Here is a 14,306-nt window from a genome sequence, read left to right as displayed (position 1 = left end):
AATCACGGGTGATGCCTCTTGCCGCACGGTCAAGAAGTGACGTGGGTGAGCGTTACGGGGGTTTTGGGCGGGCCGCTGCCGTCGCCGATGCCCGGTTTGGCCGGGTCGATTCCGCCGCGGGCGATCGCGTCGAGGGTTTCCAGGCCCGGGTCGTCGATGCTGCCGAAGACCGTGTACTCGGGTGGGATGTCGGTCTCGCCGAAGACGAGGAAGAACTGGGAACCGCCGGAGTCCGGGGCGGTCGTCTTCGCCATCGCGAGGACGCCGCGGCCGTACGTCAGCCCGGGGAACAACTCGTCGCGGATCGTGTAGCCGGGGCCGCCGGTGCCGTCGCCGACCGGGTCGCCGCACTGGAGCATCTGCAGCCCGGTGGTGACCGACAGCCGGTGGCACGACGTGCCGTCGTAGAACCCCTGCCGGGCCAGGCTCAGGAAGTTCACCACCGTGCACGGCGCCAGCGCGCGGTCCAGGGTGAGCCCGATGTCGCCGGCGGTCGTCGCGAGCCGGACGCCGGCGGTCCCGCTCGACGGCGCCGGGCCGTCGGGCGGCAGCGCGACCTTCTTCGGGGCCGGTGAGCTCGGGTCCGGGGTGAACGCGCACGTCACCGGGTCGGCCAGCGGCTTCGCCCGCTTCGGCATCGGGGCCCGGCCGCCCGGCAGCGTCACCGGGGTGCTCGGCACCGGAGGCGTCGGCGTCACGACCGTCGCCGAGCCCGCGGGCCAGTGTCCCGGCGCGACTTGCGCGCGCCCGTCCGCCTCCCGCAGAAACCCCGGCCACCCCCAGGCCAGGAAGGCCAGCACCATCAGGATGACGACCGCGACCGACCCGGTGATCAGCACCATGGCCGCCGGTGACGTCTGCTTCGGCGGCACCGGCGGCTGCCACGGCGGGTACTGGTCCGGCCGTCTGTGGTCCGGCTCGCTCATCCGCGCTCCCCTTCGTCGGAGAGCACCATACTGCCGTCAGGACCGCCGCTCCGAAGGGGAAACGCGGATCACGGCAGGCCCCACGGCGCACTCGGCCCGCTCGCCGCCACCGGCCGGACGCCGAAGTCCGGCCGGTCCCCCTTCCGGTACACGAACGCGTCCTCACCGCACCCGAGCTCGACCTGGACGTCCCCGTTCGCCAGCCGCCGCCAGCGCCGCGCCCGGCCCCGCGCGTCCGTCACCGCGAGGTCGCCGTCGATGCCCGGCCGCAGCACGCAGGGCGCGCCGGCCTCGCTGTGCACCTTCAGCCAGCGTGTCTTCCCGCCCGTGCGAGACGCGCTGAGCAGGAACGCGCCTTCGGTGCGGAAGTCCCGCAGCGCGACGTCACCCCAGGCCGCCGGCACCGCCGGGAACAGCCGCACCACCCCGCCCCAGCTCTGCACCAGCATGTCCTGCAGGGACTTCGCCGCCGACAACGGCGTCTCGATGACGGGCCCCGACTCCTTGTACATCGTGTTCGGCTGGATGTACCGCCGCTGCAGCTCGCCGAGGTAGAACGCGGCCTGGTCGCCCCGCAGCATCTGCGCCGAGATCGACGCCGCCCCGGTGAAGGTGTAGCCCTGCAACGCGCCTTCGAAGCCGACCCAGTGGTTCAGCGACGTCTCGATGATCGCCCGGTGCTCCGGCTGCTCCCACGTGACGTCGTGGAGCGGGTAGATCTGCAGCAGGTGCGAGTAGTGCCGGTGCGACTTGGCGAACGGCACCCCGGCCCCGATCATGTAACCGTTGACGTCGGCGGGATAGTCCACCAGCGTCGCCAGGACGGTCTGCCAGCGAGGCGCCAGCGGATCGCCGGGCGCGTGCTGCAGCAGCGTCTTGCACCCCCAGCGGATCAGCGAGAGGTCGTAATTGCAGTCAGGGGCGTTGACGCCGTACTCGGGCGAGAACGTCGGCGGCAGGTGCAGCTTCCCGTCCGGCCCGGACGTGAGGAAGTGCAGGTAGTAGTTGATCGCCTTGCGCAGCAGCGGGACCAGCGTGTCCCGGAGCAGTACGCCATCGAGCGTGTGCCGGTAGGACAGCCAGACGTTGTGCAGGGCCCAGGTCAGGTTGCCGACCTCCGGTGTCGGCGTGTCCTGCCCCGGGATCCCGACCGGGAACCCGCTGGTGGCGTTCGAGACACCGTTGAGCAGGGTCATGTCCGTCGTCCGCGGGATGCCCGCCGAATCGGCTTGGTACGGGGAGGCGACTTGGCTGGTCAGGTTGGCCCGGTACTGGTCGAGGGTGTAGCTGACCGCGTCGAGCTCCAGGTGGTTCGAGCCGTGGATCAGCCAGTACTCGAGCTGGACGTTGAGGTTCCACCAGGTCGCCGGCCACGGCGTGTTCTCCAGCCATGGCCCCGAAGTCGCCATCACCGGTGCCTCGCGCCGGGCCGCCGAGGCGACCTTGTACAGCTGGATCCAGTAGAAGCTCTGCAACCGGGTGTCCGGAATGGACAGGAAGCTTTGCCGGTAGAAGTCGTGCCACCAGCGCCGGTGGTGCTGGGTCAACGCGGCGAACGGAAGCGCCCGGCGGACCGTGCCCAGCGCCCGCGCCACCGAGGTCTTCTCGGGGTGCGACCAGGCCACCGACGTGTACAGCGTGCGTGCGCCGCCACGCGTGACCTCCCGCCAGGCCGTCACGTGCTCGCCGCCGGCCAGCAGCGGCTGGACGGCCAGCTGCGCGTCACCGCGGCCCGACAGCTGCGCCGGCGGGTTCGCGGTGTACCCCGTCGGCGGCGGCTTGCTCCACACCGGGTCGGCGCGGGGACTGACCGCGACGGCCGGGTGGAACACCCACTTGAACGCCCGCTCCCCTTCGGACGGCCGGATTTCGACGGCCAGCAGTGATTGTCCCGTGTGGACGATCGCGCGCAGGCTCAGGCTGCCGGCGGACGTCGTGATCGTGCCGGTCAGCTCGGCGTTCCACAGGTCCAGCCGCCAGTCGATCGCGGTGATCGCGCCGACCGGTTCGAGCGTGAAGTACCCGATCGGCAGCCGGGCCAGGCCGAACAGGGAGCCGAACTCCGGGCGGTGGTCCTGGACCTGGCTGTGCTGGACGGTGAACCGGATGGCGTTCTGCCCGGGCTCGGCGTAGATGCCGGAGCCAAGGAACCCGTTGCCCAGGAAGGGTCCCTCGTACCAGGTCTTCGGCAATCGCCGCCAGTACAGGTCCGCGGTGCCCAGGAACCCGGCCCAGGAGAAGTCGTCGCTGCCCGCCTCGGCGATCCCCGGGGTCAAGCCGGCGGCGGCGATCCCGGCGAGTGCGCCACCGAGTACGGTCCTGCGGGTGATGTCCATTCGACCTCCTCGTCGAAGAGCGGGGTTCAGCTCGGCAGGCCCCACGCCGGCGCCGGCCCGAGCGCGGGGACGTCCCGCGGCGTGAAGTCCGGCCGCCCGCCCCACGGGGTGACGACGGCGGTGCCGCCGCGGCGCAGCCCGATCGCGATCCGCCCGGGCCCGGCCGCCCGCCACGGCAGCCGGCGGCCGTGCTCGTCACGGACGTCGACGTCTCCGGCGACGCCGTGCTGGAGCACCAGCGGCTCGCCGGCTTCGCTGTGCACGCGCACGAATTCGGTCCGGCCGTCGCGGCGGGAGGCGTCCACGAGGAACGCGCCTTCCGCACGCAGCCCGGCGATCGAGGCGTCGCGCCAGGTCGCCGACACCGACGGGAAGACCTTGAGCACGCCACCGGACCCCTGCATCAGCATGTCCACGACGGACTGTGCGGCGGTGATCGGGCTTTCGACGGCGAAGTTGGAGCCCTCGCGGTACATCGTGTTCGCGGTCAGCCCGGTGTCGGCCACGACGTTCCGGTCGAGGAAGAACTTCAGGTACCGCAACGCTTCTTCGGGCGCGTCCATCACCGACTTCATCGATGACGCGGCCGCGTAGCTGTAGCCGTGCCAGGCGGACTGGTCGGCGGCCCAGTGGTCGAAGGTGCGCGTCATGATGTCCCGATCGCCCGGGACGTCCCAGACCTTCTCCCGCAGTGGGTACAGCCACAGCAGGTGCGAGAAGTGCCGGTGCGACGCGGCGAGGGGGACGCCGTCGCCGATCAGCACGCCGTTGGCGGGATCTTCGTGGTAGGGCACGAGTTTCGCGCCGATCTCCCGCCAGATCGGCACGCGCGGCTCGTCGAGGCAGAGGATCCGGGCGGTGTCGACGAGCGTGCGGGCCGCCCACCGGATCAGCGACAGGTCGTAGGTGCAGTCGGGCGCGTCGGCGTACTCCGGTGATCGGGTCAGCGGCAGGTGCAGCCACCCGTCCGGGCCGGTGAACAGGAAGTGGCGGTAGAAGTTCAGCGCCTTGGCCAGCGTCGGGTACAGGACGCCGCGGAGGACGCTGCGGTCCATGTGGTGGCGGTAGGCCAGCCAGACGTTGTGCAGGCCCCACAGGAGGTTCCCGGTCTGGTCGGTCTTGGACGTCGTCCCGGGGACGCCCACCGAGCGCGTGCCGCCGGGGCGCAGCCGCCAGTCGCCGGGGTGCGAGAGAGCGTAGGTGTCGCCGTCGCGGTACGCGGGCGGGACGGACACCTCGAGATTGGCGTGGTCACGCCGGAAGGTCTCGGTGACGGCGTCGAGTTCGGGGTGGTTGGTGCTGTTGACGATCGGGTAGGTGACCTGGACGTTGAGGTTCCACCAGACCGCGGTCCAGCTGTTGCCGACCTCGGGGAACCACGGCCCCCATTCGGAGACGACCGGCCCGTCCGCGCGGGTGGCGGCCGCGATCTTGTACAGCTGGATCCAGTAGAACCGCTGCACCTGCTTGTCGGGCACCGAGACGAAGCTGCGCCGGTGGTAGTCGTTCCACCAGCGGCGGTGCCGGGCGAGCAGCGCGTCCGGGCGGGTGGCAAGCGCTTTCCGGACGGTTTTTCGGGCGTCGGCGGTGTGGGTGACGCCGGGGAAGCTGTAGGCGACGGTGGCGGCGAGCAGCCGTTTCGTGCCGATCGCGCGTTCCTGCCAGGCCGTGGTGTACCCGCCACCGGCGAGCATCGGCTGGGCGCAGTAGCCGTCGCCGAGTTCCGGCGGCGGGTTGGCGACGTACTCGGCGGGCTTGCGGACGGTCCGGGTGGTCGCGGATTCGAGGGGCTGGAACGCCCAGGCGGCGTTCGTCTCCCCGGCGCTCGGGGTCAGCGACACCAGGAGGACGCCGAGGTCGTTGTGCACCACGGCGGAGAACGCGACCGAGCCCTGCGCGGTGGTGATGGTGCCGCCGAGTTCGGCGTTGTACAGATCGAGGGTCCAGTCGACGGCGGTGATCGCGCCGGCCAGGGTGAGGGTGAGGAACCCGATCGGCAGGCGGGACAGCCCGATGCCGGCCTCCCACTGGATGCGCTGGTCCTGCACCTGGGTGTGGCTGAGCATGAACTTGAGCGTGTTCGGGGTCTTCCCGGCGTAGACCTGGACGCCGAGGTAGCCGTTGGCGAGGAACGGGCCTTCTTGCCAGTTCTTCGGCAGCCGCCGCCAGACCATCCGGGCATCGGTGGCGACGTCCCGGTGCGGGTTGGTTCCGGCCACCGCGGGCGGGGCGGCCTGGGCCCACAAGCCCCCGAAGGCGGCGGCCCCGGCCAGCACCGAGGCAGAGCGGAGCACCGTCCGCCGGGACACTGCGTCCATGAAGCATCCTCCGAACTCATACGACGTTTCGGCGAGATCATGCGGCGGCGTCCGGTCATACTTGCAGAGGGCAGCGCGAAATGCCAGGGAGATTCACCCGGAAAGCGGCAGAGACATCCGATGAATCAGGGCAGCGGAGGCAGCGCCGGGGTGTACAGCCAGCGGGTGAAGAACGCGCTCAGCGAACGGCCGGCGTGTGTCTCCGCGGCAGCCACGAAGAGCTCCGTCGTGACCAGCCCGTGCCGGTGTTCCTCGGCCCACGACTTCAGCAACGCGAAGAACGCCGGGTCCCCGAGCTCCGCCCGCAGCGCGTGCAGCGTCAACCCGCCACGCTTGTAGACGCGCTCGTCGAACATCCGGGCCACGCCCGGGTCGGCGATCCGGACGTCCGCCGGCTTGGCCTTGATCCGCGCGTACCACTCGCGCGCCAGCGCCGCGGCCGGGGCGCCGCCCGACTCCTCCGACCACAGCCACTCCGCGTACGTCGCGAAGCCCTCGTTCAGCCAGATGTGGCGCCAGTCGGCCACCGTCAGGCTGTTGCCGAACCACTGGTGGGCCAGCTCGTGCAGCACGAGCCGCTCGTGGGTGCGGCGGCCGTCGACGTGGTTGGCGCCGAAGATCGCCATGCCCTGGGCCTCGATCGGGTCGTCGAGGGCGTCGTCGGTGACCACGGTGACGTACTCGCCGAACGGGTACGGGCCGAACAGCCGCTGCAGGAACTCCATCATCCGGCCCTGCCGCCCGAAGTCCCGCTCGAACGCGCGCCGCAGCCGCGGGGGCACGGCCGCGTGCTGCGGCACCGTGGGGGCGACCGACTCGACGCCGCCGCGCCCGAAGCCGAGGGTCAGCAGGCGCGCGCCCACGCCGGCGGGCGATCCCCAGCCCCGGCCGGTCAGCTCGACGTCGTCGTAGCGGCCGATCTGGACGCTCATCAGGTACGTCGCCGTCGGCTCCGGCCGCTCGAAGACCCAGCGGGTCGTGCTCGCCGACGTCGACCGCTCGACCAGGGTGCCGGTGACCGCGACCAGGTACGGCGACGCCGTCGTCACACTCACCCGGTACGCGGCCTTGTCCGACGGGTGGTCGTTGCACGGGAACCACGACGGCGCCCCGACCGGCTGGCTCGCCACCAGCGCGCCGTCGGTCAGCTCGTCCCAGCCGACGTCACCCCAGCGGCTCCCCACCGGCCGCGGGTTGCCGACGTAGTAGACCTCCACGGTGAACACGCCGCCCGCCGGAATCGGCTTCGCCGGCTTGACGTGCAGCTTCGCACTGCGCTTGAGGTACTTCGCGGGCTTCCCGTCGACCAGCACGCGGTTGATCCGGAACTCGCCGAAGTCGAGGCTGACGCGGGACAGCGCCTGCGTGGCCTCCGCGGTGATCACCGCCGACGCCGAAAGCCGGTTCGGCGCGACCTTGTAGTCGAGGCTCAGGTCGTAGTGCCGGGTCCGGTAGCCGCCGTTGCCGTGCGCGGGCAGGTAGGGGTCGCCGGAGGTGTCCGCGCCGGGAGCGGGAGCCTTCGAAATCACCCGTGGCGAACCTTTCGTCGTGCGTGCTGGAACCAGGCTCGCACGGCACGGGTGAGTCCGGCGCGCCTGGTCCCGCTTTCGTTACTTACCGGGCCACGCGGAGATCGGGTTGCCCAGCCAGCGCGTGTCGGCAGGCACCTCGTCCCCGCGGGTCACCAGCGAGCCCGGGCCGACCGTCGTGCGCGCGCCGATGCCCGCGCCCGGCAGCACGATGCCGTGCGGGCCGAGCGTCGCGCCCTCGCCGAGGGTCACCCGGGACATGCTCATGATCCGGTCGTGGAACAGGTGCGTCTGCACGACGCAGCCGCGGTTGATCGTCGCGCCGTCGCCGAGGGAGACCAGGTCGGCCTCGGGCAGCCAGTACGTCTCCAGCCAGACCCCGCGGCCGATCTTGACGCCCATCGTGCGCAGCCACGCGGTGAGCAACGGCGTGCCGCCGACCGAACCGATCAGCCACGGCACCGCGAAGGCCTCGACGAAGGTGTCGGCCAGCTCGTTGCGCCAGACGAAGGAGCTCCACAGCGGGTGGTCGATCTCGCGGAACTTGCCGACCAGCAGCCACTTCATCGCCGTCGCCGTCAGCGCCGCGACGATCCCGGCGGCCAGCAGGACGGGCCCGGCCAGCAGCGCGGCGACGCCGAAACCGAACGCCGAAGCCGTCCACAGCAGGGCGAAGGCGACCACGACGGTCAGCGCGACGCCGCACATGACCGGGATGATCCGGCACAGCTCCACCAGCGCCCGCGCCGCCTTGAGGTGCAGCGCCGGGGTGTAGGTGCGGCTCGTGTCGGCCTCGCCGACCGCGCGGCGGACCGGCAGCGGCGGCATGCCCAGGTACGACGAGCCCTTCTTGGCCTTCAGCGGCGTCGACGACAGGACGCCGACCAGGCCGCGCTTGGGCACCGAACGGCCGGGCGCGGTCATCCCGGAGTTGCCGAGGAAGGCCTGCTTGCCGATCCGCGCCGGGGCGACGTGCAGCCAGCCGTGGTTGAGTTCGTAGGTGGCGACCATGGTGTCGTCGGCCAGGAACGCGCCGCTGTCGACCTTGGTCATCTTCGGCAGCGCGAGCACGGTCGACGCCTCGACGTTGCGGCCGACCTTCGCGCCGAGCAGCCGCAGCCACACCGGCGTGAACAGGCTGGCGTACAGCGGGAACAGGCCTTCGCGGGCCATGCTCATCAGGCGCTCGGTGGCCCAGACCTGCCAGGCGACGCGGCCGTGCACCGGGTGGTAGCCCTCGACCATGCCGATGCTCAACGACCGGACGCCGATCAGCACGAGCAGCATGTACGCGCCGAAGTACGCCACGGTCGCGACCGGCACGAAGATCATCGCGCGGGTGAAGGCGTCCGGCAGCGTCGTTGCGCCGGAGATCGCGCCGCCGAGCACCGCGACGCCCGCCAGCGCCGCGATCCCGGGCAGGAAACCGAGGAACAGCGAGGTCGCGCCGTAGACGGCGGCCCAGAAATACGACCGCGGCGGGCGGCTCGACGGCCACTTCAGCGCGTCCCGCTCGTCCTTGGCCACGCGGGCGGCGGGCGAACCGGCCCAGCGCTGCCCGGCCGGGACGGCGCCGCGGACGGTCGAGCCGGCCGCGATTTCCGCGCCCTTGCCGATGCGGACGCCCGGGAAGAGCGTGCTGCGCGCGCCGACGCGGGCTTCCGCGCCGACCCGGACCTTGCCGATGTGCACGACGTCGCCGTCGACCCAGTGACCGGACAGGTCGACCTCGGGCTCGATCGCGGCACCGCGGCCCAGCTTGAGGAAGCCGGTGACCGGCGGCGGCGAGTGCAGGTCGACGTCCTTGCCGATCCGCGCGCCGAGCGCCTTCGCGTACGTCGTCATCCAGGACGCGCCGGCCACGCTGTCCGCGCCGGAGAACTCGGCGAGCTTCTCGGCCGTCCACAGTCGCAAGTGGACACTCCCGCCGCGCGGGTAGGTGCCGGGGCGGACCCCGGACAGCAGCACGCGGGCGCCGCCGGCGGCGATGGCGATCCGGCCCGCCGGGCTGAACAGCACCACCCAGGCCAGGCCGATCCACGCCCAGTTCAGCGTCGGTGCCCAGGCGAACCCGAGCAGGGCCAGGACGTTCGACAGCGCGGCGGCGAGCGTCGCCCAGCGCAAGCCGACCAGGCCCATCAGCGGGACCATCAGCAGTGTCTGGATGACCCCGGCGCGGCGCTTGGTCGGCGCGATGTCCCGGCGTTCGGTGGCCTGGCCGCTCAGCGCGTCCAGCATCGAGGCCAGCGCGCCCAGCTTGGGGTGGGCGTAGATGTCGGCGACCGACACCTGCGGGTGCCGGGTGCGGATGCGGGCCACCACCTGGGCGGCGGTCAGGCTGCCGCCGCCGTGGGTGAAGAAGTCCGCCTTCGGGCTGTCGACCGAAACACCGAGGATCTCGGCCCAGCCTTCGGCGAGCCACGTCTCGGTCGGGGTCAGCCCCGAAGCCTCCACTGTGGACAGCGGCCACGGGAGGGCGGCGCGGTCGACCTTGCCGGAGGTGCGGGTCGGCAGGTCGTCGACCACGGCGAGCAGCGGGACCAGCGCGGCGGGCAGGTGCTCACGCAGGCGGGTTGCCGCCTGGTCGTGGTCGAAGTTGTCGCCGCCGGGGACGACGTACCCGACGAGAACCTGGTTGCCGGCCTTGGTGCGGCGGATCGCGGCGGCCGCGCCCTGCACGCCCGGCAGGGCCTGCAGCGCGGCGTCGACCTCGCCCAGCTCGATGCGGCGGCCGCCGAGCTTGACCTGCTCGTCGAGGCGGCCGAGGAAGAGCAGGCCTTCTTCTTCGGCGCGGACCATGTCGCCCGAGCGGTACGCGCGCTGCCAGCCCAGCGACGGCAGCGGCGCGAACTTCTCGGCGTCCTTGGCCGCGTCGAGGTAGCGGGCCAGGCCGACGCCGCCGATGACGAGCTCGCCGGTCTCCCCCATGGCGACCGGTTCGCCTTCGTCGTTGACGACGGCGAGCTGCCAGCCGGCGAGCGGGAGGCCGATGCGGACCGGGCCGTCGCCGGTCAACTGCGCGGCGCAGGCGACGACGGTGGCCTCGGTGGGGCCGTAGGTGTTCCAGACTTCGCGGCCTTCGACGGCGACGCGCTCGGCGAGCTCCGGCGGGCAGGCCTCGCCGCCGAAGATGAGCAGGCGGACGTCTTCGAGGGCATCGGCGGGCCACAGCGCGGCCAGCGTCGGCACGGTCGAGACGACGGTGATGCGCTGCGCGACCAGCCACGGGCCGAGGTCGACGCCGGTGCGGACCAGCGCACGGGGCGCCGGGACCAGGCAGGCGCCGTGGCGCCAGGCCAGCCACATCTCTTCGCAGGAGGCGTCGAAGGCGACGCTGAGGCCGGCCAGGACGCGGTCGCCGGGGCCGATCGGCTCGTCGGTGAGGAAGAGCTCGGCCTCGGCGTCGACGAAGGCGGCGGCACTCGCGTGGGTGACCGCGACGCCCTTGGGCTTGCCGGTGGAGCCGGAGGTGAAGATGATCCAGGCGTCGTCGGCCGGGCCGGGGACGCCGTCACGACCGCCCGGCGTGGAGTGGACGTTGATCTTGCCGTCGGTGGCGACGGCGGCGACCTGGGCTTCTTCGAAGACCAGCTCGGCCCGCTCGTCCGGGTCGTCCGCGTCGACCGGCACATAGGCGGCGCCGACGGAGAGGGTGGCGAGGATGGCGATGTACAGCTCGGCGGTGCCGGAGGAGATCCGGATGCCGACGCGGTCGCCGAGGCCGACGCCGTAGCCGCGGAGGCGGCGCCCGTAGGCGTCGATCTCCTCGAGGAGCCGGCGGTAGGTCAGGGTGGTGGTGCCGTCGTCGATCGCGGCCGCGTTCGGGTGCCGCTCGGCGGTGGCGGAGAGCACGTCGAGAAGGGTTCGTTCACCGGCGCCGGGGCCGGACCGGAACAGCGCCCGGCCGGCGAGCGTGACCTCGGGGATGGCACCGGTGGGTTCGATCGTGACGGTCATCGGGCGTGCACCTCGACCGTACTGAAGACGTGCAGGGACGAACCATGGGCGCGCAAGCCCACCACTCACCTTCCGGGAGCCTCAACCGGGCTTGCTCTCCGATTGAGGCGCCCGCAACGACCTTCAACCATACCTGCGGATCACCAAAAGATATCCCCAGGGTCACGCTCGAGTGTCGGACCTCACGATCACCGGGGCATCATCCGTGACTGACGAGGCATCATGCGTGATTGGGCAGGCATCATGCGTGATCGGAGGGGCATCGAGAGTGATGCCCCTCCAATCACACGTGATGCCCCTGGAAACACACGTGGTGCCCGTAACGTCACCGGGTACGGGCGGCCTTTCCGCCGACCTTGGGCTTCGCCTTCTTTTCCCGGACGCGGACATTCACCCGGACGGGGCTGCCGGTGAAGCCGAACTGCTCGCGGAACTTGCGCTCGATGAACCGGCGGTAGCCCGCCTCGAGGAAGCCGGTGGTGAACAGCACCAGCGTCGGCGGGCGGATGCCGGCCTGGGTCGCGAACAGGACCTTCGGCTGCTTGCCCGAGCGGACCGGCGGCGGGGTGGCCGCGATCAGGTCGGACAGCCACGCGTTGAGCTGGCCGGTCGGCACCCGCTGGTCCCACGACTTCAGCGCGGTCCGCAGCGCGGGCGCGAGCTTGCGCACCGAACGGCCGGTCAGCGCCGAGATGTTGACCTTCTCCGCCCACGGCACGCGGACCAGGCCGCGCTCCAGCTCGCGGACCATCGCGTGCCGGCGGTCCTCGTCGACCAGATCCCACTTGTTGAACGCCAGCACGCAGGCCCGGCCGGCCTCGACGACCATGGTCAGCACCCGCAGGTCCTGCTCCGACAGCGGCTCGGCCGCGTCCAGCAGCACGATCGCGACCTCGGCCGCGTCGATCGCGGTCTTGGTGCGCAGCGACGCGTAGTACTCGGCACCGGCGGCGAAGTTGACGCGCTTGCGCAGCCCCGCCGTGTCCACGAACCGCCAGGTCTCGCCGTCCAGCTCGACCAGCGAGTCGACCGGGTCGACCGTAGTGCCCGCGACCGAGTCGACGACCGAGCGCTCCTCGCCGGACAGCTTGTTCAGCAGGCTCGACTTGCCGACGTTCGGCTTGCCGACCAGCGCGACACGCCGCGGGCCCGACGTCACCGGGCCGCCTTCGCGCGGCGACTCGGGGAGGGCCTCGAGGATGGCGTCGAGCAGGTCGCCGGAGCTGCGGCCGTGCAGCGCGCTGACCGGGTGGGGCTCGCCGAGGCCGAGCGACCACAGCGACGCGGTGTCGGCGAGCAGCCGGTCGTCGTCGACCTTGTTCGCGGCCAGCAGCACGGGCTTCTTCGAGCGGCGCAGCACCTTGGAGACGGCCTCGTCGGTCGCCGTCGCGCCGACCGAGGCGTCGATCACCAGCAGCACCGCGTCCGCGGTCTGCATGGCCAGCTCGGCCTGTGCGGCGACGGAGGCCTGCAGCCCGGTGGCGTCCGGCTCCCAGCCGCCCGTGTCGACCAGGGTGAACTTGCGCCCGCCCCAGTAGGCGTCGTAGGCGACGCGGTCGCGGGTGACGCCCGGCACGTCCTGCACGACGGCTTCGCGCCGGCCGAGGATGCGGTTGACCAGCGTCGACTTGCCCACGTTGGGCCGGCCGACGACGGCGAGCACCGGCTGCCCGAGCGCGGCCTCCTCGGCCGCTTCCGCCGCCTCGATCTGCGCGTCGAGCGCGGCGAATTCGGTCTCGTCGGACCAGGTGCCGTCGACTTCGCCGACGCCGTCGTACTCTTCCATGACTACCTATTTCCCTTATACCGCGCCGAATCCGTGTTCGGCACGCCAGTCGTCCAAAGTCTTCACGAGCGCCGCGAGCTCACCGCGCAGCTCTTCGGTGCCCTGGTCGAGCCCGGTCTTGCCGGGACCGACCTTCGGCGAGAACGGCTCCCCCACGAGGATGTCCACGCGCGGGCGCCAGCGCCTCTTGCCGTCCGCCGGCTTGAGCGTGCCCCGCGTCGCGACCGGGAGCACGGTCGCGCCGGAGGCCCGGACCAGCCAGGCCGCGCCGCGTTCGGCCGCACCGACGTCCCCGGTACCGCGGGTGCCCTCGGGGAAGATCCCGACGACTCCGCCGTCTTTCAGGACGCCGACCGCGGTCATCAGCGGTTTGCGGTCGATCTCGCCGCGCTTGAGCGGGATCTGCCCGATCGCCAGCATGAACTTGCCGACGATCCCGCCGAACATCTCGGCCTTGACCAGGAACGCCGAACGCCGCGGAAGCATTCCGAAGATCAGCTGCGGCTCGATCATGGAGCTGTGGTTGGCGATCACGAGCAGCGGCCCGGTGGCGGGGACGCGCTCGCGGCCGTGCACCCGGATGCGGAAGGCCGAGCGCAGATAGTACCGGGCGAAGACCCGCCCGGCGTCGTGGAGTGTGCCGACGGATCCCTCGGGGAGTCCGTCACCGCTCATCGAGCGACCTCGGCGTTGCAGCCCTCCAGGATGCCGCGGTGGCTGGCCAGCTCGCTCAACGCGACGATCACCTGGTCGATCGACAGCTCGGAGGTGTCGACGTGCACGGCGTCGTCGGCCGCGCGCAGCGGTGAGGCGGCGCGGGTCGAGTCGAGGCGATCGCGACGCTCGACCGAGGCCAGCGCGTCGGCGACCGACGACTGCCGCCCGGCCGCGGTGTCCTGGGTACTGCGGCGCGACGCCCGGACGTCGGCCGAGGCGGTCAGGAAGACCTTGAGCGGCGAGTCCGGCGTGACGACGGTGCCGATGTCCCGGCCCTCGACGACGATCCCGCCGCGGTGCGCCACGACCTCGTCGATGATCCGCCGCTGCCGCGCGACCAGCAGCTCACGCACGTGCGGCACGGCCGAGACGGGCGAGACGGCCTTGGTGACCTCGGGCCCGCGGATGTCGGCGGCGACGTCCTCCCCGGCCAGGCGGATCTCGGGCCGGTCAGGGCTGGTGCCGATGCTGAACTCGGCGCGGTCGGCGACGGCGGCGACGGCGCTCGCGTCGGCCGGGTCGACGCCGGCGCGCAGCACGGCGAGGGTGACCATCCGGTACATGGCACCGGTGTCGAGGTAGCCGGCCCCGAGGCGCTGGGCGAGCTTGCGGGCGACGGTGGTCTTCCCGGTCCCCGACGGGCCGTCCAGCGCGACCACACCACGTAGGGCTCCCGTCACCGGCACTCTCCTCGCGTTCTCGTCTCTCGGTCGGCTCGGGGTCCATTCTGCCGGTCG

At 72.0% G+C, this 14,306-nt stretch carries 8 protein-coding genes; all 8 read right to left on the bottom strand.

Translation table 11 applies throughout. From position 1 onward, the window contains the following. Positions 1 to 29 precede the first annotated feature (29 nt). A complete protein-coding gene (locus tag IE317_RS37145) occupies positions 30 to 926 on the bottom strand; it encodes a peptidylprolyl isomerase (protein WP_191316036.1) in 897 nt (298 codons plus the stop codon). Positions 927 to 994: 68 nt separating this feature from the next. Next, positions 995 to 3,262 (bottom strand): glycosyl hydrolase family 95 catalytic domain-containing protein, encoded by a 2,268-nt coding sequence (locus tag IE317_RS37140; protein WP_191316035.1) that lies wholly within the window; start codon positions 3,260 to 3,262, stop codon positions 995 to 997. A gap of 26 nt (positions 3,263 to 3,288) precedes the next feature. Continuing rightward, positions 3,289 to 5,580, bottom strand: a complete 2,292-nt coding sequence (locus IE317_RS37135) for a glycosyl hydrolase family 95 catalytic domain-containing protein (protein ID WP_191316034.1) — start codon at positions 5,578 to 5,580, stop codon at positions 3,289 to 3,291. A 125-nt stretch (positions 5,581 to 5,705) separates the two neighbouring features. Further along, entirely contained in the window at positions 5,706 to 7,109 is a 1,404-nt protein-coding gene (locus tag IE317_RS37130) for a M1 family metallopeptidase (RefSeq protein WP_191316033.1), read from the bottom strand. Between the two features lie 81 nt (positions 7,110 to 7,190). After that, positions 7,191 to 11,066, bottom strand: a complete 3,876-nt coding sequence (locus IE317_RS37125; RefSeq protein ID WP_191316032.1) for a Pls/PosA family non-ribosomal peptide synthetase — start codon at positions 11,064 to 11,066, stop codon at positions 7,191 to 7,193. 325 nt (positions 11,067 to 11,391) lie between these two features. Next, positions 11,392 to 12,852 (bottom strand): ribosome biogenesis GTPase Der, encoded by a 1,461-nt coding sequence (der, locus tag IE317_RS37120; protein WP_191316031.1) that lies wholly within the window; start codon positions 12,850 to 12,852, stop codon positions 11,392 to 11,394. Positions 12,853 to 12,867: 15 nt separating this feature from the next. Continuing rightward, on the bottom strand, positions 12,868 to 13,527 hold the full coding sequence (locus tag IE317_RS37115; protein WP_191316030.1) for a lysophospholipid acyltransferase family protein: 660 nt from the start codon (positions 13,525 to 13,527) through the stop codon (positions 12,868 to 12,870). Continuing rightward, the gene (cmk, locus tag IE317_RS37110; RefSeq protein WP_191316066.1) at positions 13,524 to 14,228 is read right to left on the bottom strand and encodes a (d)CMP kinase; all 705 of its coding nucleotides are present in this window, start codon (positions 14,226 to 14,228) and stop codon (positions 13,524 to 13,526) included. Before cmk ends, IE317_RS37115 begins: the two co-directional genes overlap by 4 nt. Between the last annotated feature and the right edge of the window lie 78 nt (positions 14,229 to 14,306).

It is taken from the genome of Amycolatopsis bullii (genome assembly GCF_014654205.1).
Classification (GTDB): domain Bacteria; phylum Actinomycetota; class Actinomycetes; order Mycobacteriales; family Pseudonocardiaceae; genus Amycolatopsis; species Amycolatopsis plumensis.
This window is presented reverse-complemented; position numbering and strand designations above follow the sequence as displayed.

What these genes read in the sequence shown, in the direction of transcription:
- IE317_RS37145 (WP_191316036.1), bottom strand. Translation starts at nt 926, where the DNA reads ATGAGCGAGCCGGACCACAGACGGCCGGACCAGTACCCGCCGTGGCAG.
- IE317_RS37140 (WP_191316035.1), bottom strand. Translation starts at nt 3,262, where the DNA reads ATGGACATCACCCGCAGGACCGTACTCGGTGGCGCACTCGCCGGGATC.
- IE317_RS37135 (WP_191316034.1), bottom strand. Translation starts at nt 5,580, where the DNA reads ATGGACGCAGTGTCCCGGCGGACGGTGCTCCGCTCTGCCTCGGTGCTG.
- IE317_RS37125 (WP_191316032.1), bottom strand. Translation starts at nt 11,066, where the DNA reads ATGACCGTCACGATCGAACCCACCGGTGCCATCCCCGAGGTCACGCTC.
- der (WP_191316031.1), bottom strand. Translation starts at nt 12,852, where the DNA reads ATGGAAGAGTACGACGGCGTCGGCGAAGTCGACGGCACCTGGTCCGAC.
- IE317_RS37115 (WP_191316030.1), bottom strand. Translation starts at nt 13,527, where the DNA reads ATGAGCGGTGACGGACTCCCCGAGGGATCCGTCGGCACACTCCACGAC.